The organism is Verrucomicrobiia bacterium (assembly GCA_035489575.1).
GTDB lineage: Bacteria > Patescibacteriota > Saccharimonadia > Saccharimonadales > JAGQNK01 > DATHJY01.
Genome location: DATHJY010000013.1, coordinates 248606 through 272114, shown reverse-complemented (window position 1 = coordinate 272114; position 23509 = coordinate 248606). Strand labels below are relative to the sequence as shown.

The window sequence follows — 23509 nt, the reverse complement described above, 5'->3', positions numbered from 1 at the left end:
ATCCTAGAGTGCATATAGCTTGGGGTTACATAGTATAAACGTAAGAGGTATACTTAGGTAACGTACATAAAATGGACAATTTTAAACGCTACAATCCTGGATCTAGACGCCCCGGATCTACCGATGGCTTCGTTGGCTCACCAAGAGGTGGCGATCCAACACCTCCGAATTTTCGCCGATCGACCGCCTATCAGCCCAACACAAAAAGGGTGGGTAACTTTAAGGTACCGGACGGCTTTCATACGACCCGAACTGCCGGAGGTGCTGACAAACAGACTCCAGAAATGTCACTCTCTGAACCACGCCACCACGGGAGACAGCCTATGCGCGATACAGCCGGTAATATTCAACTAGACCAACGCAAGAAGTCCCATGCAAAATCGGGTAAAAAGCGCGGGCGACTGCGATCCCTGAACCCCTTCAAGCGCGAGAACTGGAATAAACGACAAGTTCTAAAAACTGCTGGGTTTATGATGGTCCTGGTTCTTATGGTCGGCGGCTATCTAGGCGGAAAGGCCTACCTGAAGGCTCGTCAGATATTCAGAGGTGGTGGTGGCGCTGCGGCGCTGCAAGAAGATGTGGATCCTTCGCGCCTGAAGGGTGAGGGTGATGGACGTGTCAATATATTGATGCTAGGCCGTGGTGGCGTGGGGCATGAGGGCGCTGATCTAACTGACACCATCATTGTGGCCAGTATTGATCCTATCCAAAAAGAAGCAGCGCTTCTTAGTATTCCCCGCGACCTATATGTGAAATCCGGTGGTGGGCACACAAAGATTAACGCCGTCTTTGCCAATGGCAAGAGTAAGTCGCTTGCCAGCACCAGCAGCAATACGCCCAATCGGAATCAGCTAGCCGATGACGCTGGATTCAAGGCAGTCGAAGATGTCGTTGTGGCAAGCATGGGCATTCCTATCCATTACCATGCAATGGTGGATTTTGAAGGCTTCAAGAAGGCGATTGATACTGTAGGGGGCGTCGATGCAACCATCAGCGCTGACAATACCGTCAAAGAGACCATGAGGATCGATGGCAAGACCTATGTGCTAAATGTACAGCAGGGCAATCAGCACTTTGATGGCCTGCGTGCCTTGGCCTATTCGCGCTCTCGTTATACGAGCGCTCGGGGTGACTTTTCGCGCTCGGAGCGGCAACGTTTGATACTGTTGGCGCTCAAAAACAAAGTTTTTAGTCTCGGCACATTTGGAAACCCCCTGAAGATAAATCAGCTCCTCAGTGACTTTGGCAACCATATCCAAGTCAATATGAACACCAATGAAGTTAAGCGTCTGTATGAGATCGGTAACACCGTAGACTCCGGCAAGGTCTCCTCTGTGGGTCTGGCTGATCCACCCAATAACTACGTGACTACGTCTATGGTTAACGGGCTGTCGGTTGTTATCCCGCGAGCAGGCGTAGACAACTACAAAGAGATCCAAGCATATGTAAGGAATCGCCTCAAAGACAGTTACCTGGCAAGCGAAAACGCCAGTGTTGTCGTGCTGAACGGCACAAATATCTCTGGTTTAGCGACCCGTACCTCTGATGACCTGAAGTCGTATGGCTACAACATCACTCAAGCAGCCGATGCGCCCACCCATGACTACCAGAAGACGGTGATCGTAGATCTGCGTAACGGAGCCAAAAAGTACACCAAAAACTACCTGGAAAAACGATTCGGAGTCACCGCAGTTGGCAGCTTGCCCGATCCTAATATTAACCCTGGTACCGCAGACTTTGTTATAATACTGGGTCAGAACGAACAAACCCGTTTGGGAAACTAGATAGACATATATGCTGAGGTATTTTTCGCCCAAAACCCTGAGGCCAAAGAGCGGGTTTTCACATCTCGCTCACCTGGGACTCACGATACTCTTGCCGTTGCTTATTTATATTTTGGTGCGTATTGATTTTGCACTATTAGCCGCCGTGCTGATTATCTTAAGTAAGTGGCGTATGTTTGCGGTGAGGCCTCGTTACTGGCCTGCAAATATTCGTGCTAACGGTGTAGATATTATGGTTGGATTGTCCATAGTGGCATTTATGGCTGCGACCTCTGTTGGTTTGTGGCAGCTGTTGTGGGCGGTTGCATACGGTGGGTGGCTGATATTTCTCAAACCAGGATCTACGACACTTCGCGTGTCATTCCAGGCCACGGTTGCCCAGCTTGTAGGGCTGATGGCGTTGTTCCTGACTTGGGGTGATGCGGCAGCTTATATATTAGTTCTCGTGAGCTGGCTCATCTGCTATCTCTGCGCTCGGCACTTCTTCACCAGTTTTGATGAACCGTATAGTGCGCTCTACGCTCATACCTGGGCATATTTTGCCGCTGCGCTAACCTGGGTGCTGAGCCACTGGTTGCTGTTTTACGGAGTACTATCACAGGTATCCCTCCTACTGACAGTTATTGGGTATGGATTGGCTACGCTATACTACTTGGAGCAGAATGATCGTCTGAGTATTCTACTCAGAAGGCAGTTTGTCTTTATCATGGTGGCTATCGTTGTTATCGTGCTCATCTTCTCTGACTGGGGTGACAAGGCGATCTAGCTTACACTCAGCTAATTATCAGAAAAGGGGGTTATGATGAATATCAATATGAAGCGTCCTAATTTTTCAGTGCTCACTGAGGCCCGAACGAGGGTCGCTGCCCTCGGCACCGTGTTCCTGATCCTTGTAAGTGCTGCCGCCGGGTTTGTTGGTGGCTGGGCCGGGTCGCGGGCCAACCAAAAAGGCAGTTTTGACACCTCGACGAGCAAGCAGATCATCTCGAGCGAGAGCGAGCTTATTAGCAGCATTGCCAAAGACGCCGGACCAAGCGTTGTATCGGTAAATGTAATGGGCAAGGCAAATCGCCAAAGTTTCTTTGGAATACAATCCGTTGAACGGCAAAGTGCAGGCACTGGATTTATCGTAAGTGGTGATGTTATCGTGACGAATCGTCATGTGGTGAGCGATGTTAATGGACAAGTAAGTGTAACGCTCGACGACGGAACGGAGCTGACCGAGGTAGAGGTTATCGGGCGGACAAGCCAAGGCGACCCACTCGATGTTGCCTTTTTACGGGTAAAAGATACCAAAGGCAAGACCCTCAAACCCCTAAAACGAGGCGATTCAAGCAAGATGGAAGTAGGTGGTAAAGTGGTTGCTATTGGGAACGCACTTGGACAGTTCCAAAATAGTGTTACCACGGGCATTATCTCTGGCTACGGACGCAGTGTGGTGGCCGGTGACGAGACGGGCTCGAGCACAGAAACCCTGCAGAACTTATTCCAAACAGACGCTGCAATTAACCAGGGTAACTCCGGTGGGCCGCTGGTGAACGTAAGCGGTGAGGTGATTGGCATCAATACTGCTATAGCTGGCGAAGGGGCGGAGAACATTGGGTTTGCTATCCCTATCAACGATGTATCTGCACTCATAGATAGCGTACTAGCAAAGGGCAAACTGGAGCGTCCTTATATAGGCGTTCGCTATATATCGCTGACCGACGATTACGCATACGAGTTTAGCCTACCCGTCAAAAGAGGCGCATACGTTGCCCCCAATAGTGACGGCGAGACATCTATCTTGCCAGACAGTCCAGCATCAAAAGCTGGCTTGAAAGAAAAAGATGTTATTACCAAGGTTAACGGCGAAGACGTAAACGAGAAAAATAGCCTGACATCATTAGTTGGTAAGCATAAAGTGGGTGATGAAGTCACACTGAATATTTTCCGGGACGGCAAAGATCAGCAAATAAAGGTTACGCTGGAGGCTGCCCCGCAACAGTAGGGGCGTCCGGAGAGTATGCTACGCCTTGTCGATGGCCGCCCTCAAACACTTGAATAAAATCATCTTCGATCGTTTGGCGGAATCCAAACCGCGCACCAATAAGGGCTAGCTGTCTGTGTTGGGGTGGCAGTGACTCAGTAAGAATGTATGCTGGTCTTTGTGAAAGTTCTGCGGCTTGTTCAAATAGCTTTCGGTATGGGTCCAGCCCGTCAGGTCCTCCGAAGATGGCCAGTTTGGGCTCGTGCATAGCCGCCTGGTTAACCTGATGACTGTCAGGTACATAGGGAAGATTGGCGAGGGTTATTACCAGTTCTCGTATTTCAGTTCCCAGTGGTTGCAGTAAGTCGCCTTGCCTGAAGTCTATGTCTACCCGGTACTTGTCGGCGTTGGCTTGGGCAACCACAAGACAGCCGGGGTCAATATCTATGGCTGTTACGGTGGCTTTAGGGAGTTCCAGCTTGGCGGTGATAGCAAGCGCCCCAGAGCCCGTGCCAACGTCTACAATTTGCAGAGGATTATCGCCAATAGGTAGCTTTTTAAGGACGTCAATCATGGTTTCTGATTCGGGTCGGGGCTCTAGTACTCGGCGGTCAATCAAAAATTCTCGTCCGTAAAACTCTGTTTTGCCGCGAATATAAGCGAGCGGTACATGGTTGGCCCGTTCACCGACAAGCTTCTCGAGCCGCTTTTGTGTTTCTTCGGTGACGGGGACATCCATATGCGCCAGTACCCAGGCTCTGTTTTGTTTCATCTCATCAGCTAGAAGTACTTGGCTATCAAGTCGGGCTGTCGTGATGCCGGCGGTTTCAAGCTTTTCTATTGCGTAGTGGAGCCAAATGGCAGTGGTCATTTATTTTTTACCCCAAATTGTTGAAGATTAGTGTAGCACATATACTTAACTTTCACTGTTAATAAGCTGGCGTTCGTAGTCATGAAGTTGTGCGATGATGTCGTCGATATCGCCGCTCAGAGCACCTGGTATATTGCTACGAGAGTAGCCTATACGGTGGTCAGTAATGCGATCTTGGGGAAAGTTATAGGTACGAATCTTCTCCGAACGATCCCCGGACCCGATCAGTTTTTTGCGTGCATCCGATAATTCTTTTTGCTCATCTTCGATTTTCATTTGCAGTAGTCGGGCGCGCAATACCCCCAGGGCTTTTTCTTTATTCTTGATCTGGGACTTCTCGTCCTGGCAGGTCACTACCAGCCCGGTTGGCAGGTGAGTAATGCGGACCGCTGAGTCGGTGGTATTTACGCTCTGCCCGCCATGTCCACTGCTGCGATACACATCAATACGCAAGTCACCAGGGCTGATTTCTATGTCTGTTTCTTCGGCCTCTGGCAGGACCGAGACTGTGACGGTGCTGGTATGAATGCGTCCCTGGGATTCTGTGGTCGGAACACGCTGCACTCTGTGAACGCCAGCTTCAAACTTCAGGTTGCGGTAGGCATCTGTGCCACGAACTGCAAAGATTATCTCTTTGAAGCCGCCGACTTCATTTGGGCTGTCACTCAGTAGGTCTGTTTTATATTTGCGCGTCTCGCACCACCGCATATACATGCGATACAACTCACCTGCGAACAGGCTGGACTCATCGCCACCTGCGGCAGCCCGGATCTCTACTATAACGTCCCGCTGATCGTTAGGGTCTTTGGGGGTGAGGGCTTCCGTGAGACGGGTCTCGTTAACGACCAGAGCAGCTTCGGTGCTCTGGAGCTCTTCTTGCGCAAGCTCTGCTAGTTCGTCATCGCCGTTGATTAACTCAGACGCTTGCTTGTGGGCTGCTTCTAACTTCTTTCGTTCATCAAAGAGGCCAGTGATACGCTCCAGCTCGGCCTGCCGCTTTGCAAGCTTGGGGTATTCTTTCGAAGAAAAGATAGCAGGATCCTGCAATTTTGCTTGCAGGCTTTGCAGTTCTTCTCGCAAATGCAGTTCTTTTTCTTCCATGAGACATCCTTAGTATATATATTACTTCGCGCAAAGAAATCTTTCATCCTATAAGATTGGATTTCTTTGGCTCTGTATACACTTTTGCTGACCGCAAAATTGTAAAACTACCCTCCAGAAACACTAGAAGGTGGTTACGGGGCAGCGTTACTTGCTGGTTTTGCGCTTCAGGGTGCCGATTTTTTGAGTCTCGTCGGCCTTTGGCGTTTTAGCACGCGACTTGCCAGCAGCTTTCTTCATTGCATCTGCGCGGGCTTTGGCGGCCTCTTGGCGTGCCTTGAATTTGTCTACGCGACCTTCGATATCTACCAGCTTCTCTTGGCCAGTAAAGAAGGGGTGAGAAGCGCTAGAGATATGCACTTTGACAAGTGGATATTCGATCCCATCAAGTTTGATGGTTTCGTCGGTAGCAACAGTCGACTTGGTTAGGAAAGTCGTGCTGTTGTTAAGGTCTTGGAAAACTACGAAGCGGTAGTTTGCTGGATGTAGATCTTTTTTCATAATAATTTTCCTTAGCTCCTTAGTGGGTGTGGCTGGTTAGCAGCGAGCCGGGGCTGCAGTCAGCATTAAACGTGATTACTTTATCGCAAATGGGAAGTATTGTCAATCTGTTACGTATCTGTTATCATTGATCCTGATATTAAATCAAACAGTCTGGGAGATCATCCTCCTGTGCGACACCTTGTGAGGACCGCACGGGCACCCAGACGAGGATAAAGGATAAGGAGATACCTATCATGGCTACGGTTGATGTAGACATTAAAAAACTTTTAGAGGCAGGTGCGCATTTTGGGCACAAGTCTAGCCGCTGGCACCCCAAGATGGCGCCTTATATTCACAGTAAGCGTGGGGGTACGCACATTATTGACCTGACGCAAACAGTTAGTGCGCTCGAAGAGGCTCTGGCATTTATTGAAAAGCTGGCATCAGAAGGCAAGCAGGTCTTGCTCGTTGGTACCAAGCGCCAGGCCCACGATATTGTTAAGAAGCTGGCCGAAGACACCAACCAACCTTTTGTTGTAGAGCGTTGGCTGGGTGGCATGCTGACTAACCGTAATACCATTGGTGGCCGGGTCAAACACCTGAAGGACCTTGAAGCAAAGATGGAAAGTGGCCAGTTGGCTGCCAAGTATAACAAGCTCGAGATTCAGCGTTTCCAGGAAGAGATCGATGAAATGAACCACATGTACGGTGGTATCAAGAATCTTGCTGCTCGATTAGGCGCTGTTTTTGTAACTGATGTAACTCACGACATGAACGCTGTTCGTGAAGCCCGCAAGCTTAACGTTCCTGTAATTGCGTTGGTGGACACCAATGCTGATCCAAGTCTTGCGGACTACGCCATACCGTGCAACGACGACGCCATAAAGACAATTCAGTTGATTGCTGATTATGTGCAGGCTGCTCTGGAGGCCGGCAAATCCGCACATGCGAACAAAGCCGAGAAGGCAGCTGATAAAGAGAGCGTTGAAAAATAATGGCAGACATTACAATCGATGAAATCAAAAGATTACGCGAGCTTACTGGCGTAGGGATCACTGACGCAAAAGCTGCATTGGTCGAGGTGGACGGTAATTTTGACGCCGCACTTGCGGCAATGCGCAAAAAGGGACTTACCAAGGCGGAAAAGCGTGGCGAAAGAGAAGCGCGCGCCGGTATTATCGGTACCTATAACCACGACAGCCGCATAGGAGTGCTTCTTGAGGTAAATTGCGAAACAGACTTCGTTGCTCGCAACGAGCTCTTTACTACTCTAGTAAAAGACCTAGCCATGCATATTGCTGCTAGCAGCCCTGAATTTGTAAGCGCAGATAGTGTGTCGGCTGGTGCCAAAGACTCTAAGCGTGCCGAATTCACCGAAAAGGCAAAAGCAGAAGGCAAGCCAGAAAATATGATCGATAACATCGTAGAAGGTATGCTGAAGAAACACTTTGCCGAGCGCTGTTTGCTTGATCAGCCTTATGTTAAGAATCCGGATCAGTCCGTTGGCGACTACGTCAAAGAACATATTGCTAAGCTTGGTGAGAATATTATTATCCGACGGTTTAGCCGAATGGCGTTAGGCGAAGTTTCTGAGTAGAATAGAAGCGTAAGTCAAGGAGCCTCTTAGATGAATCCAGACCAAATTGTTGCCACCGCAACACAAAAGTTCCACACGGCGGTGAGCCACTTCCAGGAAGAACTTAAGAAAGTCAGAACAGGGCGGGCCCATCCGAGCATGCTCGATGGTGTCACTATCCAGGCATATGGTACGCCAATGCCCTTAGTGCAAGTAGCTAATGTCACAGCTCCCGAGGCGCAGCTGCTTCAGATTACTCCTTTTGACCCTAATAACCTGCAGGCAATTTCCAGTGCCATTCGTGACAATCCGTCGCTGGGCATGAATCCGATGGATGATGGTCGAGTCGTTCGCGTTCCTATTCCTCCCCTCACAGAGGATCGTCGTCGCGAATACGCCAAGCTGCTAGGCGGCAAGGTAGAGGACTGCATGGTGGCTTTGCGCAATGTGCGGCATGAGGCTATTCGCACCATTGATCAGGCCAAGAAAGACAAAGACGTGAGCGAAGACGAGGCAAAGCGCCTGGAAAAACAGGTGGACGATGCCATGAACAAAGCTAAGTCAGATGCCGAAGTGGCCGCCAAAGCCAAAGAATCGGATATCATGACGGTTTAAAAAGCCAATTTGACACATATGACTAACCCAAGTTACATACCAAATCACGTTGGGTTTGTATTGGACGGCAATCGTCGATGGGCTAAGGAAAACGGCCTACCAGTACTCGAAGGGCACAGAAGAGGCCACACAGCCCTAAAAGCTATTTCGAAGGCTGCGTTCGATAGGGGCGTAAAGTATGTCTCGGTTTTTGTATTCTCTACGGAAAATTGGCACCGCACTGCCGATGAGGTCGAGCACTTGATGGGATTGGCATCCCATTTCTTGGATAGGGACCTGAAAGACCTCCAAAAAGAAAATATTCGGCTAGCCTGGCTTGGCAGCAAAGATCGCATTGGTAAAAAACTACTGAACGGTATTCAGAAGGCCGTACGCGAAACACAGGATAATACCGGGGGTACACTGGCGCTCTGCTTTAATTATGGAGGCCAGCAAGAAATCTTGGATGCTACCCGTGCTTTGATAACAGCGGGCAAAAAAGCAGAAGAGATTACCAAGGAGGTTTTTGAGCAGGCACTCTACGCTCCAGCCGTCCCTCCGGTTGACCTGCTGATTCGTACGTCTGGCGAGCAACGATTGAGTGGTTTTATGTTGTATCGGTCGGCTTATGCCGAGCTTTGCTTTGTCGACAAATTTTGGCCAGACTTTAGCGAACAAGATCTGGATAGGGTTCTGGCCGAATATAGCGACCGCGAACGACGCATCGGACGCTAGAAGCATAAGGCAAAAAACTATATACTAGTCACACATGTCTATATTCTTACTTGTAATTGGGTTGTTCCTGTTTGTTGGGCTGGTGGTAATTCATGAGATCGGTCACTTTGTGATGGCCCGCCGTGGCGGGGTTAAGGTGGAAGAATTTGGCATTGGCTTTCCGCCGCGCGCCAAAGTACTGACCAAAAAGCACGGTACCGAATATACGCTCAACTGGCTGCCCTTGGGCGGATTTGTGCGCCTGAAGGGCGAGCATGATGCCGATAAAGAGCCGGGTAGTTTTGGTGCAGCTCGTCTAAATACCAAGATATATATTATGGTAGCAGGGGTGGTCATGAATTTGGCAACCGCCTTTGTAGTGCTGACTATTGTGGCGGTCGCTGGCATGCCGCAACTGCTCGATAACCAATTCACCGTGGCGCGTGACACTAAGGTCACCCAACAAAAGCTGCTTGTGGCTACTGTCGAAGCCGACTCACCGGCCCAAAAGGCGGGCTTGCAGGAGAGGGATCAGCTCTTATTTATCCGTCAGGGTGACACCGTCCGAGAGCTTTCGTCAGGAGAACCCTTGCCTGATCTGACTCAGCAATTTGCAGGTAAAGAAGTGCAGATTACCTATGTCAGGGACGGCAAGACAACCACTGCATCCACGGTCTTGCGGACAAAAGACGAGGTAGAGTCGAGCAAGAAATCAGACGAACCCAAAGGATACCTGGGCGTGTCACCTTCGGAATACGTCTTGCGGCGGTCAACATGGTCGGCACCAATTGTAGCCGGGGGATTGATAAAACAATTTACCGTAGAAACCTTCAAGGGCCTGGGCAGTGCCTTGGGCAACCTCTTTAAGGGAGAGACCGGCAAGGCAAGCGAGCAAGTGAGCGGCCCGGTCGGCATTTTCTTTATATTGCGTAACGGCAGTCTTATGGGATATCAATTTGTGCTGCTCATTATCGCTATCATCTCGCTGACGCTCGCAATTATGAATATCCTACCCATACCGGCCCTAGATGGCGGACGGCTCTTTGTGACGTTGATATATCACGGCTTGCGTAAGCCGCTGTCGCAGCGAACCGAAGACTTTATCCATGGCACGGGATTTGCGGTCCTCATGCTCTTATTCTTGCTGATCACGGTTGTCGACGTAAAACGGTTCTTCTAGGTATGGAGCAGGTGACAGAAAAGCAACCGGGCGACCCAGGCCGAAGGGTTCATTGGGGTCCTATAGCCGCTGTGTTTGTGACAGTGGCTGTCTATTTCGCGGCCCAAATCTGCGCCGGAGTCTTTATTGCACTATACCCAGGCATGCGGGGGTGGACGGCGGCACAGCGGGACCAGTGGGTTACTAATTCTGTAGATGCACAATTTATAGCTGTGGTTATTACAGAAGCTGTCAGCGTGTGGCTTATCTGGAAGTTTCTGAAAAGCCGCAAGTCCGGTTGGGCTGATATCGGGCTTATTCGTCCTCGGGCGCAAGATGTCTGGACGGCTGCCAAGGGATATGTGTTCTATTTTGTCTGTTTCTTGGGCCTGAGTATGTTCTTCGAGCGGTTCGTGAATGCGGTGGACGTGGGGCAGGAGCAGCAAATAGGCTTTGGCAAGGCGGGTAATACGCTGCCCGAGCTGGGGCTGATATTTATCAGTTTGGTTATCTTGCCGCCGCTGGTTGAAGAAATAATCTGCAGGGGGTTCCTCTACACCGGCTTACGATCTCGTTTGCCCTTGGCTATTGCGGCGCTCATAACCAGTATTCTCTTTGCCGCGGCCCACCTGCAGTTTGGTACCGGCAGCCAGCTGCTGTGGATCGCAGCCGCGGATACGCTCGTCTTGTCGCTGGTCTTGGTGTATGTGCGCCAAAAGGCTGGCAGCCTGTGGCCGGCTATTTATATCCATATGTTCAAGAACCTAGCAGCCTTCTCGGTGCTGTTTATCTTCCATGTTAGCTAGGACAAGGGTGGACTTTTTTGCTACAATGTCGTCAACATGCACAAACAGCACCTCCTCTGTACTTATCAGTGCCCCATGCCGGCCCCTCGGCCGTAAATTTTCTTTGCTCAGATTTTATAGTGTTTAACAGGGAGATGAATAGATGAGACTATCAGTGTTATTTACCAAGACGCGCAAAAACGTCCCGGCAGATGAGAAGGCTAAAAATGCCCAACTGCTTATCCGGGCTGGTTATATCCACAAAGAAATGGCTGGAGCGTACAGTTACTTGCCACTTGGTTTGATGGTTATCGAGAATATCAAACAGATCGTACGCGAAGAGATGGACGTCATAGGAGGGCAGGAGCTACTCATGACCAGCTTACAGCCGAAGGCGACCTGGGAAGTGACTGATCGCTGGAATGACGAGATTGTTGATATTTGGTTTAAATCTAAGCTGAAGGATGGGAGCGAAGTTGGGTTTGGGTGGTCACACGAAGAGCCCATTATAGAGATGATCAAGCAGCATCTTGGCAGCTATCGGGACCTGCCCATTACTGTCTATCAATTCCAAACCAAGTTGCGCAATGAGCTGCGCGCCAAGAGTGGTGTCATGCGTGGTCGCGAATTCCTCATGAAAGATATGTACTCGTGTAGTGTTGACGCAGAGCACCACGAAAAGTTCTACCAGGCCTCCATAGAAGCCTATATGCGCGTCTATGAAAGGCTCGGGCTTAAAGATGACACACATATCACTTTTGCCAGCGGCGGAGCTTTTACGCAGTTTAGCCACGAGTTCCAGACCGTCTGTGACGCCGGTGAAGATTATATCTTCCAGATCCCCTCAACAGGCGAGGCGTTTAACCAAGAAATCGCTCCTGCGCAAGCACCGGCCGTAAAATCTGACGAAATTCCTCTGCCTATGGAAGAGGTCGAGGGCAAAGACCTCATTGGGGTTGAGCCACTCGCCAAGTTTCTGAAGATCCCAGTAGAAAAAACCACAAAGACCATGCTCTATGTAACCGATGCCGGCAAAGTGGTAGCCGCAGCAGTGCGTGGCGGCTATGACATCAACGAAGACAAGTTAAAGGCGGTGGTGGGTGCGGCCAGTATTGCGCTTGCGGACGAGGCAACCGTGAAGCGAGTCACTGGAGCCGAAGTGGGCTATGCTGGTCTGCTTGGGCTGTCAGGGGATGTGCAGATCGTTGTAGATGAGTCGTGTCAGGATAGGGCTAATTTCGAGATGGGGGCAAACCACACGCACCATCACAGTATCAACGTGAACTGGGGACGTGATCTGCCCGAGCCAGACACCTACCATGACATCAAGGTGGCTCGTCAGGGTGATAGGCATCCAGATACCGGAGAGGTGTATTCTGTACAGAAGACTGCAGAGGTGGGTAATATCTTCAACTTTGGTACCCAAAAAAGCGAAGACATGAATTTTACCTTCACTAACGAGGCAGGCGAGAAGCAATTCGTGCACCTGGGTTCCTATGGCATTGGTGTCTCACGACTCATGGGGGTTGTGGCAGAGAAGTTTTCTGATGAAAGAGGGCTTATATGGCCGGAAAATGTCGCTCCTGCAAGGGTATCCATCGTTCGCATTGGAAATGAGGCAGATGTCGTAAAGACAGCGGATGAGATATATAATCGCTTGACTGAGGCCAGGGTTGCGGTACTATATGATGACCGCGACATGCGTCCGGGCGAGAAATTTGCAGATGCAGACCTGATGGGCATCCCATATAGGATAGTGGTCAGTAAGAAAACGGTAGAAGCCAGCCAGCACGAACTCAAAGCGCGTACTGAAGAACACGCACGCACTATGGGTATCGATGAACTGGTCCAGGCGCTGACCAAGAAGTAATTATTTGTTACAATAATATTAACCGTGGGACAGAGAATCAGACCATCTGAAAGGAGAGCATCTTAGTATGAAAAAACAATTTTACCTAACCAACGAGGGCGTAACTGAACTACAGGCCGAGCTAGCGGAATTAACCGCTCAGCGTGGTCCTATTGCCGAACGTATCAAAACTGCCCGAGAGTTTGGTGACCTGAGCGAAAATGCCGAGTATAGTTCTGCTAGACAAGAGCAAGAACGAGTAGAGAGCAGAATTGCCGAGGTTGAGAATATTTTGCAAAATGTAGAAATCATTAAAAAACCCAAAGGGGACAGCAAAGTCCAGCTGGGTTCAATGGTTCAGCTTGCCAGCAATGGTCGCACCAAAGAGTTCCAAGTGGTTGGAACAGTAGAAGCCGATCCTTTGAATGGGAAGATATCAGACGAGTCACCTATCGGTCGTGCCCTACTGGGCAAAAAAGAAGGTGAAGAAGTAGAGATCAAAACCCCTGCCGAAACAGCCTTTTACAAGATTGTAGACATTGCCTAGTTAGAGCCTGTCAAGGTTTCCAATTTTGCCTCAAACCCACCCCTTCCGGCGCCAATTCGCTCTGGCTCGTCAGCCGTAACGTAACTACGGTTACGCCAGACGGGGTCCCTGCGAAACCTGTTTCATGGGGGAAAGACAATCCAGAACGAATTGTCACTCGAAATAGGACGAGCTTGGAATCAAAAGCGAGATCTTGAACAGGTTCTTAGCGATTGGTAACACGTTTGTAGCAGACATTAGAGCGGAAGTTGCGTGCTGCCCAAGTATCAACGCAGTCTCTTCTGATGCTTGCCCAGGTAAGCTTACCAACTTTGCCGTCTACTGGTCCGGAGTGGGCGCTGGGGTCTGAGTCGTTTTGCTTGAGTCGCTGGTATTCTTGCACGGTTTTGCGGGTGAGGGGTCCATACTTTTTATCAATTGCTAATGTCGTCCATGCGCGAGGCACCTTGTTGCTATCGCCATTTGCACCCATCAGGAATTTATACTGGTTCAAAAATCGCTGAACGCGTTCTGCGCAGTTGTCTTTCTTGAAGGGACGTCGCTGTTCAACGAGAACTTTCTGTGTGCAGGCCTCGAAGGCAGGATCTACAACATACGTAGTAGAGGCTGCGTTGGCTTTGTACGTCATGGGCCCGGCGATAATTCCAAGACTTACTGCAACAAGTGCTGCTACTTTTAGTCCTTGCTTCATATGGATAACCCTCCTTATATTTGATTTGGTGATTAATTATTATCATAAAGCATTAAAAGCACAAGGTTAAATCCTGCATTATACTAAGGTACTATGGAACAGGCATTATTTGCGGCTGGTTGCTTCTGGGGTGTGCAATACTATTTTGACCAGGTACCAGGCGTCGTAAAAACTACAGCTGGCTATACGGGTGGGAATACCAAAAACCCTGCTTACGAGCAGGTCCTCACACATACAACGGGCCACGCAGAAGCGGTATTGATTGAGTTTGACCCGAAGGTGGTAAGTTATGAGACGCTCGTAAGGCAGTTCTTCTACATGCACGATCCCACGCAACTAAATAGGCAAGGGCCAGACATTGGTGATAGTTATCGTAGTGCTCTTTTTGTCATGGATGACCACCAGCGGACCATAGCCACAGTCCTTCGTGACGAGTCAGGGCGGGCGTTCGACAAGCCCATCGTGACCGAAATAACAGCCGCCTCAGAATTCTATCCAGCAGAGGAATATCACCAAAAGTTTGCCGAGAAAACAGGGCACGGCATGTGCCACGTACCCTATAAGGCCCTGTCGTAGCCAGGGGAGAGCAGCCGGAGCTTGAATTTATTTCGAGCGCCGCGCGTTGAGAGGGGATATTCCCTCTCAAAATTCTGGTATACTCCTTTACATGGCTACAACTACAAAGAAATCTACCAAGGCAAAAACCAAAACTACCAAAGCTGCAGCGACTAAAAAGCCCGCAACAAAGAAAGCTACAAGGTCAGTATCCGCAAGCGTGGTAACAACAACCTCAAAATCAGCGCCAAGTATGCTGAGTCTACGCAAATGGCATATTGTATCAGCAGTTGCGTTTGTACTGCTTGCCCTACTGGCGGGAGTTATGATGGGTTCAAGCAGTTACCAAACTACTGTTGGTCTCTGGGCTCGTGACGATCTGGCAAGCATAGACACTACTGTATTCGCACCAGCCGTGCACGTGCTATACGACATCGAGGTGCGATGGCTCGTAGTCGCAACCATGCTGGTATCTGCTGTGTTGCCTCTGCTGTATATCACAAAACTGGAGCAAGCCTACAGCACCTACGTGCGTAATACGCGGATGGTTCCATACCGATGGCTGGATCTAGGTGTTACGGCGGCCCTGATGGTAGAGACTATTGCGCTTTTGAGTGGCGTTCAGGATCTATTCGTACTGAAGCTTATGGGCGGTCTGATGCTCGTAACTTGTTTGCTTGGTCTGGTTGCAGAGCGCCAAAATAATGCCAGCGATAGGCCTGTTTGGAGTGCTTACGCGGTGAGTTTGTTCAGCGGGGTATTGCCTTGGGTGCTGCTGGCAGCTTATGCTGTGTCGACCGTAGTCTATGGAGCTGTTCGCTCGCCATGGTACGTATACGCTCTCTATGCCTCAAGCTTGGCTGGGTTTAGTCTTATTGCCTGGAATCAACGCCAACAATTCAAGAAGAGTGGTACAAGCGCCAGCTACACGGTAGTAGAGCGCAACTACGCCGTCATAGGTGTGCTGACAAAGGTAGCTTTTGCTGCAATCTTGATAGCCGGTATTCGCTAGTCGGTCAACGGTCGCAGGCTCGCTATGCCAGAGGCAGATACATTACACCGTTTCTACGTACAGAATGTCGAACTCAAGCATGATTTCTGGTTACATGATCAGGATTTGTTGGAGCGATGGCATGCTGCTGAAATTAAGGCTGGCGAGCAGGTTATTCTGTTCGATGGACAGCAACATGAGCGTTTATATCGCATCGAAAAGCTAGAAAAAACAGAAGCGCGCCTTCTGTATGTAACTGACTTTGAGCGTAGGCTGCCTAAGCGGCAGGTGTATCTGCTGTGGTCACTACGAGACAGCAAGAGAAACGATGAACTGCTTCGCAAGGCTACTGCCCTGGGAGTGAGTCACTTCGTGCCGTTGCTAGTAGGCGGGGCGGAAAAAGTCGACTTTAGCCACCAAGAAGCAATGAAGAGTGTACGGCGTGAAGCCGAAGCATCTGGGCGAAGCGATGTACCTACGGTGCGTGAACCTATGCGTGTTGCAACCGCCCTGGACCAGCTAGGGGATAAAGTAGAGCTGTATATGTATAAGCCGGAACAGTCGGAGGGCACGCCCCAAAAACTCGCCAGCCGCTGTGGTGTCTTGATAGCGCCCGAGGGCGGGTGGTCGGACGCCGAGAAACAACTTTTTGCGCAGAAAAACCTCAGGCATTTAATGGTATCTGAAAACGCCCTTTCGCCAGAAGCCGCAGGCCTCGCGTTGGCCAGAAAACTGCTACAATAAAGTTCTGATGAATTACTGGAGGGAACGTAGCCAGCCATATCGGCCTGGCCAGAAAACACCATTCAAGGTCAGTCGCAGCAAGATTGAGCTCTATATGCAGTGTCCACGCTGTTTCTGGCTGGATACACGGCTCAAAATAACCCGCCCCAACACCCCGCCGTTCAATATCAACAAAGCCATAGATGAGCTGCTCAAAAAAGAATTCGACAGCTATCGCACTAAAAGTGAGCCGCATCCAATAATGGTCGAGTTCGGGGTCAAGGCAGTACCATTTACGCACGACAACCTAGATCAATGGCGGGAAAATTTTGTGGGGGTGGTTTCGATCCATGAGCCGACTAACCTGCATGTGTTTGGGGCTATTGATGACGCGTGGGTAGATGACGAGGGAAAACTGATAGTTGTCGACTACAAGGCGACCGCCAAAGACAGGGAAGTGAGCATAGATTCTGATTGGCAGATAAGCTACAAGCGTCAACTAGAGGTCTACCAATGGCTGCTGCGCCAAAACGGCTTCGAGGTAAACGATACCGGATACTTTGTCTACGCAAACGGACGAATAGATCTGGACGGATTTTATGACAAGGTAGAATTCAAGACAAAAATCATTCCCTATATCGGGAACGCCGCGTGGGTTGAGCCCACGCTCGAGAAGATGAAACAGTGCATGGAGGGCGACATGCCGCCCGTAGGATCGGCCGCGATGGGTGGCGAGTGTGACTACTGCGCCTATGCCCGCGCTCGTGCGCAACTGACACTAGCGGCTATCAAGCAGCGTCAGAAGAAATAGTCCCGGTAACGGGTCAGGGCATTGCTTCGTGCTGGGTGGGGGTGTGATTTTCTGGGGAATGATTATTCATTTGGAGCATCAAAATGACACCGCCTCCAATAAGCGCCAGAGCAACGGTGATTACTGCAAGTGCTATTAACTGACGAGTGCGATGATTGGCCTGCTTCGCCTCTATCGAGCCCATTGAATACACTGCATTTATCGGAGGTGGTGCGGCTGGTTGCGGGGTAACAACTGGCGTTGGATTGGCTGGGGGTACAGAGGGAACAAGCGCTTCTGTTGGCGGGTTTGATAGAAGTGGCCGGGGCTGAATAGGCTCTGGCGCAGGAGCGTCGTGGACAGGAATTGCGGCCGGCGGCGTCTGCGGAGCCTGCTGGTTTTGTGGTTCATTAGGGTTCATAAGATACCTCTCCATTAAACCATAAACAGAAATAAAACATGGATAAGAGTGAGCTTTGGGGTGGGCTACGTGTACTCAGATTGCAAGCTGGCATCAATAGGAAAATGCGAAAGTCCTATATAATAGGCGACATGCTAGATATACAGTTTATCCGGGACAATGCTGAACTTGTCCAAGAGAAGTCCAAGCAAAAAGGCTATGACATCGACGTCCAGCAACTGCTGGGGTTTGATAAGAGCCGCAGAGAACTACTGCAGCAAGTAGAAGATCTTCGCCATCGTCGCAATGAGCTGTCGGAAAGTACAAAAGGTCAGCGTCCATCCGATACGCAGATTGCCGAAGGCAAGGCCGTGAGGGACCAACTAACCGACCTAGAGCATCAGCTACATGCCGTAGAAGAAGAGTTTTTTGTACTGCTTAAAGCGGTGCCAAATATGCCACTCGATACTGTACCGGTTGGAGCTACAGAAGAAGAAAATGTAGTAACTAAGGTTGTAGGTGAACCACCTCACTTTGAATTTGAGCCAAAAAACCATGCACAAATCGCCGAAGCCAAGGGGTGGCTCGATAAAGAAAGAGCTGCAAAGATTGCTGGGGCCCGTTTTGTGTATACCAAAGGTGACCTGGTGCGATTAGAGTTTGCCCTATGGCAATTTGGTATGGATGTGCTAGGCAACGAAGAGATCTTGCAGCAGATAGCAAAAGACAATGACCTCACTGTTAGCACCAAACCATTTATCCCAGTTTTGCCCCCGGCAGTTGCCAAGAAGTCGGTGTTTGAGGCTACGGGACGGCTCAACCGAGAAGAGCAGACATACAAAATAGAAGACGAAGATCTGTGGCTCAATGCAAGCGCTGAACATACTATCTCGCCCATGTACCTAAACGAGGTTTTGCTTGAAGCAGAGCTGCCTATTCGATATGTTGGGTATACGACCGCTTTCCGTAGGGAATCTGGCACGTATGGCAAAGATACGGAAGGCATCTTCAGGCTACACCAATTCAATAAGCTAGAGATGGAGAGCTTCACCACGGCCGAGACATCACTGGATGAACATTTGTTTATGGTGGCTATCCAGGAATATCTTATGGCGCAGTTGGGGCTGCCGTATCACGTGCTAGAGAAGTGTACTGCCGATATCGGTCGTCCGAATGCCAAGGGTGTAGATATCGAGGCCTGGCTACCTGGCCAAAACGCATACCGCGAAACTCACACAGCCGACTATATAACCGACTATCAGGCAAGGGCCATGAAGACACGAGTCCGTCGTCAAGATGGCACAGTGGAACTAGTCCACACCAATGATGCAACCGTATTCTCGCAGCGGCCGCTTATTGCCATTCTCGAAAATAACCAGCAGCAAGATGGGAGTATACTAGTACCAGAGGTACTTAGGCCTTACATGGGCGGAAGAGAGGTTATCTAGGTTCCCCTGAAGAACATTCAAAAAAGTGAGGAGGCGACATGATTCAGAAGCTCGAAATTACCGGCGTTCATATGGACGTGGACAAGAAACTGCACGACTATGTCACCAAGAAAATCGGTAAACTTGACCACTATATGTCGCGTCATGTCCGAGAAAGCGCACACGCAGAAGTGTTTCTAAAAGAGGCCAAGATCAAGACCAAAAAAGAGCTGACCTGCGAAGTGGTGCTGCACCTGCCTAAAGATACGCTGGCCACAAAAGAAACAACCATGAACATTTTTGCGGCAGTTGATATCGTAGAGGCCAAATTGAAGAATCAGCTCAAAAAATACAAAGAAACCCGAAGTAATTTACGCATCCACAGGCGCGTCCTTGCAAGGCTGCGTCGGGCACCCCAGAATTCACTTTAGAATACGCATAAAAAGACATGGCATGAGCCACCCCTTGTGCTGTACAATAGTGCCATTGAATCCATTTTTTGTCTTGCTCTGTTCAACGGTGGCACGAGGCTGTAGAAAACATGAGATGGATTCATCCTGCAACGGCCGAAAATCAGAGAGGGAGGTTTAAGTGAAGAAAGTCCTCAAGCGGGTTCTTGGTGACCCACAAGTGCGAACACTGAAGCGGTTAAAGAAGCGCGTCCACGAAATAAACGCGTTGACTGACACGTACAAAAAAATGTCGGATGCTCAGCTAAAGGCGCAAACCGATAAGTATAAAAAGCGACTCGCCAAGGAATCGCTCGACAAATTATTACCAGAAGCCTTTGCGGCTGTCCGCGAGGCAGCTGGCCGTACGCTCGGTCAGCGTCATTTTGATGTGCAGCTGATTGGTGGCATGGCGCTGCACGAAGGCAGTATTGCGGAAATGAAGACAGGTGAGGGCAAGACGCTTGTCGCGACCCTGCCATTATATTTAAATGCCCTGGCGGGTAAGGGCGCTCACCTTGTAACCGTTAACGACTATCTAGCCCGAATAGGTGCAGGATGGATGGGCCCAGTCTATGGTTTTCTGGGCATGAGCGTCGGCGTCATTATCCCTGACCAGTCCTACATATATGACCCCAACTTTACTGATAACGAGCATGACGACGAACGCTTCCGCCACCTCAAGCCATGCACGCGTCAGGAGGCTTACGCCGCCGACATCACGTACGGTACCAATAACGAATATGGATTTGATTATCTGCGTGACAACATGGTCCGCGAAGTCGACCAGCTGCGCCAACGTGACCTTCATTTTGCAATCGTTGACGAGGCAGATTCGATCCTTATTGATGAGGCTCGTACGCCACTGATCATATCTGCTCCATCTGTAACCAGCGGTAGTTCTTATGCGCAGTTCTCTAAAGTTGTTCGTCAGCTCAAGCGTGACGAAGATTACGAAGTTGACGAAAAGCACAAACAGCTGGCATTAACCGACGAGGGAATCGACCACGTAGAGAAAATCTTAGGTGTCAAAAATCTTTACGGTACTGACAACATTCGTACAATTTATCACCTAGACCAGGCGCTGCGAGCCCAAGCGCTCTTTAAGCGTGACAAAGATTACGTGGTATCGAGCGACGGCGAAGTAGTTATCGTCGACGAGTTCACTGGTCGTCTGCTAAAAGGACGTCGATATAACGAAGGGCTGCACCAGGCAATCGAAGCCAAGGAGGGCGTAGAAGTACAGGAAGAGTCCATGACACTTGCTACTATTTCTTTCCAGAACTATTTCCGTCTATATGAAAAACTGTCTGGCATGACCGGTACAGCCCTAACAGAAGCAGAAGAGTTTCATCAGATCTACAAGCTTGATGTAGTAGAGATACCGTCTAACCAGCCAGTGGTACGCAAGGATCTTATTGATCGTATTTACCGATCAGAAGCTGGCAAGTTCAGCGCTATCGTAGGTCACATTGCAGAACTACACGAAAAAGGACAACCCGTCTTAGTTGGTACTGCCACCATCGAAAAGAACGAAGCCCTCGAGCAGGCGCTAACCAAAGCTAAGATTCCGCACCAGATGCTGAACGCCAAGAACAACGAGCGCGAAGCTGCTATTGTTGCAAAGGCCGGCCAGAAGGGCGCCGTTACATTGGCAACCAACATTGCTGGACGTGGTACTGACATTGTTCTGGGCGAGGGTGTAAAAGACCTTGGTGGACTGTTCGTAATTGGTACCGAGCGTAACGAGTCCCGCCGTGTCGATAACCAGCTACGTGGCCGAGCCGGGCGCCAGGGTGATCCGGGAGCGAGCCAATTTTTTGTGAGTACAGAGGACGACCTCATGCGTATCTTTGGTGGTGAGCGCATTGCTGGCATCATGAATCGGCTGGGAGTCGACGACGAGACACCTATAGAAAACAGGGTGATCAGCAAGAGTCTTGAAGGAGCCCAGAAGAAGGTAGAGGGGTACAACTTCGACGCCCGCAAAAATGTGGTGCAGTACGACGATGTCATGAACCGTCACCGCAAAGCTACCTATATCATGCGCCGGGAGATCCTAAAGCAAGCCGACGTCAAGAAGCGTATCAGGGTGTTCATAGAGGAAGAGGCCAAGGCTTTGGCGGGTTCACCTATGCTGCTGAGTGATACCTTCGAGACGCTTGTTACCGAGGTATTCCCACTCGACGAGAAGACGCTAGACACACTGTTTGACGCGCCATCTGACCAGTTTGGCAAGGTGCTGCAGGCAAAAGCACTCGAACTGTACGAAGGACGCGAGACTGCATTTACCGACGAGATCATGCGCAAGGTTGAGCGTGACATCTATCTACAAGTACTGGATAACCTATGGATGCAGCACCTCGAAAGCATGGACCACTTGCGTGAGGGAATTCACTGGATCAGTGTGGGACAGCGTGACCCGTTGGTGGAGTATCGTCGTCAGGCTCAGCGCATGTTCGAAGAAATGCAACAGACCCTGCGTCATGATGTCCTCAGGGCCTTGTTCCATGCCGAACCAGCCGAACTAGACAGGGCTATCGAGACCGAGCTCACCAAAGCAGCCCGCGGATCGGTTGATAATGCCGACAAAATCCTAAAGGCCGAAGAATACGTAGAGGCTGACTTTGTCCCGCACAAAGCCGAGCTAGAAGCTCAGAAACAAACCACCGTGAAACGCAAAAAGGCCCGAAAGGCCGAACGACAGCGTAAAACAAAAGCTAAAAGCCGAAAGCGTAAATAGAATTGAAGCACACCGTACATGAGATAAGTCTACTAAATGGCATTAAGGGCTTATTTATCCATTGTCCAGATGCCAGTGTGATGTCCTTCGAGTTAAATTTCAGGGCTGGTGAATACCTGGTAAAAAAGGAAAAGTGGGAAACGCCTCACCTCATGGAGCATGTACTGCTGGGCGCAAATGAACTGCTTCCAAAATCACGTTTGTTCCAGGCAGAGTTCGAGAAAAATGGTGCCTACAACAATGCCAGTACCGGTAGCTATGACATAACCTACGAGGCCGAATGTGCAGACTTTGAGTGGGATCGGATTGTCGATTTGCTGCTGATTGCGATTACCAAACCACTATTCCTAGAGGAAGAGTTCGAAGCTGAGTTTGGTAATGTACGCGAGGAGCTGACGGCCCGATCAAACAACCACTTCCGACACCTCAGTCTCGGGCTTCGGCAGGCCTATGGCTTTAAGGTTATGACCGACCAACAGCGCCTGCAGCTCATGGAAAATGTCAAGATTGATGATATTCGTCGCCACTACTACAACACGCACACTTCCAAGAATCTGCGCTTTGTGATAGCAGGCAACCTGCCGCCAGACCGACGCAAGCTCTTGCAGACGCTTCTAGAAAATGTTGAACTGCCCCTGGGAGATGCCCGACTTGAGCTGCCGCACGAACAGCCTGTAACCCTCAAAAAGCCGTTGTATATTCATAATGATACTGTCGAAAATGTCTATTTCTATGTAGACACCTTTATGCAGCGACGGATGGAAGAGACCGAGGTAGATGCACTGAGCCTTATCAACATGATGCTGACCGAGACACTGTATTCGAGAATCTTAGGCACGGCCCGAGAGCGAGGTTTGGTGTACGGCATGAGTTCGGGATTCGGCCAAACAAAAGACAGCAGCAACTGGTGGTTTGGCGCGCAGGTTATGCCCAAGAACGCTACAGCCCTATTTGATATCATCGAGCGTGAACTGCAGTTAGTGTTTGAGGCACAGGTCGCCGACAAAGACGTTACGAGCGCCAAGCAATATGCTCTTGGACGCTACCAACGAAGCGGCCAGACTGTTGGGGGTACCGCTGGTGGTTACAGCGGGCGTTACTTCTTCGATGAAGCCGTAGACGATTACTACAAAATACCAGAACGCATAGAAGCTGTTACCAAAGAACGCATAGTACAGGTTTCGCGTCAGATGTTTGACGAAAAAGTATGGGGTATGGGCGCGCTCGGCAGTTGCGGCGAAGATTTTGCGCAGACACTGCAGCAGCAGGTACGCCCGTTGTGGCAGCAGCCGAAAGTAAAAGTGTAAT

General features: G+C 50.0%; 23 protein-coding genes and 1 pseudogene. 19 read left to right on the top strand and 5 right to left on the bottom strand.

The features are described from left to right. Positions 1 to 71: 71 nt before the first annotated feature. The 3 genes from VK694_07235 (at position 72) to VK694_07225 (ending at position 3774) form a co-directional block, all read left to right on the top strand. Complete coding sequence (locus VK694_07235) at positions 72 to 1784, top strand: LCP family protein (protein ID HTE58511.1); 1713 nt, start codon at positions 72 to 74, stop codon at positions 1782 to 1784. 115 nt (positions 1785 to 1899) lie between these two features. Beyond that, complete coding sequence (locus tag VK694_07230; protein ID HTE58510.1) at positions 1900 to 2550, top strand: hypothetical protein; 651 nt, start codon at positions 1900 to 1902, stop codon at positions 2548 to 2550. Positions 2551 to 2598: 48 nt separating this feature from the next. Beyond that, positions 2599 to 3774: a trypsin-like peptidase domain-containing protein gene (locus tag VK694_07225; protein ID HTE58509.1), complete on the top strand. Its 1176-nt coding sequence runs from the start codon at positions 2599 to 2601 to the stop codon at positions 3772 to 3774. Here the strand turns inward: VK694_07225 and VK694_07220 are convergent. From VK694_07220 to VK694_07210, 3 genes and pseudogenes are all read right to left on the bottom strand, one after another. Continuing rightward, complete coding sequence (locus VK694_07220) at positions 3746 to 4624, bottom strand: HemK/PrmC family methyltransferase (protein HTE58508.1); 879 nt, start codon at positions 4622 to 4624, stop codon at positions 3746 to 3748. The two genes, VK694_07225 and VK694_07220, sit on opposite strands and share 29 nt — an antisense overlap. A 45-nt stretch (positions 4625 to 4669) precedes the next feature. Continuing rightward, positions 4670 to 5725, bottom strand: a complete 1056-nt coding sequence (gene prfA / locus VK694_07215) for a peptide chain release factor 1 (protein ID HTE58507.1) — start codon at positions 5723 to 5725, stop codon at positions 4670 to 4672. A gap of 270 nt (positions 5726 to 5995) precedes the next feature. Further along, a pseudogene (locus VK694_07210) lies at positions 5996 to 6226 on the bottom strand (type B 50S ribosomal protein L31). A 236-nt stretch (positions 6227 to 6462) separates the two neighbouring features. Here VK694_07210 and rpsB point away from each other — a divergent pair. The 8 genes from rpsB to greA all read left to right on the top strand — a co-directional run bounded on the left by rpsB (position 6463) and on the right by greA (position 13432). Then, positions 6463 to 7203, top strand: a complete 741-nt coding sequence (gene rpsB / locus VK694_07205) for a 30S ribosomal protein S2 (protein ID HTE58506.1) — start codon at positions 6463 to 6465, stop codon at positions 7201 to 7203. Next, positions 7203 to 7805 carry a translation elongation factor Ts gene (locus tag VK694_07200; GenBank protein ID HTE58505.1) on the top strand — a complete coding sequence of 201 codons (603 nt, stop codon included), beginning with the start codon at positions 7203 to 7205 and terminating at the stop codon, positions 7803 to 7805. The genes rpsB and VK694_07200 overlap by 1 nt, the downstream gene beginning before the upstream one ends. A 30-nt stretch (positions 7806 to 7835) precedes the next feature. Further along, the gene (gene frr, locus VK694_07195) at positions 7836 to 8399 is read left to right on the top strand and encodes a ribosome recycling factor (protein HTE58504.1); all 564 of its coding nucleotides are present in this window, start codon (positions 7836 to 7838) and stop codon (positions 8397 to 8399) included. An 18-nt stretch (positions 8400 to 8417) separates the two neighbouring features. After that, a complete protein-coding gene (gene uppS, locus VK694_07190; protein HTE58503.1) occupies positions 8418 to 9113 on the top strand; it encodes a polyprenyl diphosphate synthase in 696 nt (231 codons plus the stop codon). A 34-nt stretch (positions 9114 to 9147) separates the two neighbouring features. Next, the gene (locus VK694_07185) at positions 9148 to 10272 is read left to right on the top strand and encodes a M50 family metallopeptidase (protein HTE58502.1); all 1125 of its coding nucleotides are present in this window, start codon (positions 9148 to 9150) and stop codon (positions 10270 to 10272) included. A gap of 2 nt (positions 10273 to 10274) precedes the next feature. After that, the gene (locus VK694_07180) at positions 10275 to 11057 is read left to right on the top strand and encodes a type II CAAX endopeptidase family protein (protein ID HTE58501.1); all 783 of its coding nucleotides are present in this window, start codon (positions 10275 to 10277) and stop codon (positions 11055 to 11057) included. 142 nt (positions 11058 to 11199) lie between these two features. Continuing rightward, the gene (proS, locus tag VK694_07175; GenBank protein ID HTE58500.1) at positions 11200 to 12906 is read left to right on the top strand and encodes a proline--tRNA ligase; all 1707 of its coding nucleotides are present in this window, start codon (positions 11200 to 11202) and stop codon (positions 12904 to 12906) included. A 67-nt stretch (positions 12907 to 12973) separates the two neighbouring features. Next, entirely contained in the window at positions 12974 to 13432 is a 459-nt protein-coding gene (gene greA / locus VK694_07170; GenBank protein ID HTE58499.1) for a transcription elongation factor GreA, read from the top strand. 205 nt (positions 13433 to 13637) lie between these two features. Here the strand turns inward: greA and VK694_07165 are convergent, their stop codons facing one another. Then, complete coding sequence (locus VK694_07165) at positions 13638 to 14123, bottom strand: peptidoglycan-binding domain-containing protein (protein HTE58498.1); 486 nt, start codon at positions 14121 to 14123, stop codon at positions 13638 to 13640. 93 nt (positions 14124 to 14216) lie between these two features. Between VK694_07165 and msrA the strand changes: the two genes are divergently transcribed. The 4 genes from msrA (at position 14217) to VK694_07145 (ending at position 17203) form a co-directional block, all read left to right on the top strand. Next, positions 14217 to 14699: a peptide-methionine (S)-S-oxide reductase MsrA gene (gene msrA, locus VK694_07160; GenBank protein ID HTE58497.1), complete on the top strand. Its 483-nt coding sequence runs from the start codon at positions 14217 to 14219 to the stop codon at positions 14697 to 14699. A gap of 91 nt (positions 14700 to 14790) precedes the next feature. After that, a complete protein-coding gene (gene heR / locus VK694_07155) occupies positions 14791 to 15690 on the top strand; it encodes a heliorhodopsin HeR (protein ID HTE58496.1) in 900 nt (299 codons plus the stop codon). Between the two features lie 24 nt (positions 15691 to 15714). Continuing rightward, positions 15715 to 16413, top strand: coding sequence for an RsmE family RNA methyltransferase (locus VK694_07150; protein ID HTE58495.1), 699 nt, complete (start codon positions 15715 to 15717; stop codon positions 16411 to 16413). A gap of 7 nt (positions 16414 to 16420) precedes the next feature. Beyond that, positions 16421 to 17203 carry a PD-(D/E)XK nuclease family protein gene (locus VK694_07145; GenBank protein HTE58494.1) on the top strand — a complete coding sequence of 261 codons (783 nt, stop codon included), beginning with the start codon at positions 16421 to 16423 and terminating at the stop codon, positions 17201 to 17203. 13 nt (positions 17204 to 17216) lie between these two features. Here VK694_07145 and VK694_07140 read toward each other — a convergent pair whose 3' ends face one another. Next, on the bottom strand, positions 17217 to 17603 hold the full coding sequence (locus VK694_07140; GenBank protein HTE58493.1) for a hypothetical protein: 387 nt from the start codon (positions 17601 to 17603) through the stop codon (positions 17217 to 17219). 131 nt (positions 17604 to 17734) lie between these two features. Between VK694_07140 and serS the strand changes: the two genes are divergently transcribed. The 4 genes from serS to VK694_07120 all read left to right on the top strand — a co-directional run bounded on the left by serS (position 17735) and on the right by VK694_07120 (position 23508). Beyond that, on the top strand, positions 17735 to 19030 hold the full coding sequence (serS, locus tag VK694_07135; protein HTE58492.1) for a serine--tRNA ligase: 1296 nt from the start codon (positions 17735 to 17737) through the stop codon (positions 19028 to 19030). A gap of 38 nt (positions 19031 to 19068) precedes the next feature. Further along, positions 19069 to 19440: a ribosome-associated translation inhibitor RaiA gene (gene raiA, locus VK694_07130; GenBank protein HTE58491.1), complete on the top strand. Its 372-nt coding sequence runs from the start codon at positions 19069 to 19071 to the stop codon at positions 19438 to 19440. Between the two features lie 160 nt (positions 19441 to 19600). Then, the gene (gene secA / locus VK694_07125) at positions 19601 to 22201 is read left to right on the top strand and encodes a preprotein translocase subunit SecA (protein ID HTE58490.1); all 2601 of its coding nucleotides are present in this window, start codon (positions 19601 to 19603) and stop codon (positions 22199 to 22201) included. A 2-nt stretch (positions 22202 to 22203) separates the two neighbouring features. Further along, positions 22204 to 23508: an insulinase family protein gene (locus tag VK694_07120; GenBank protein ID HTE58489.1), complete on the top strand. Its 1305-nt coding sequence runs from the start codon at positions 22204 to 22206 to the stop codon at positions 23506 to 23508. The last annotated feature ends 1 nt before the right edge of the window (position 23509 follow it).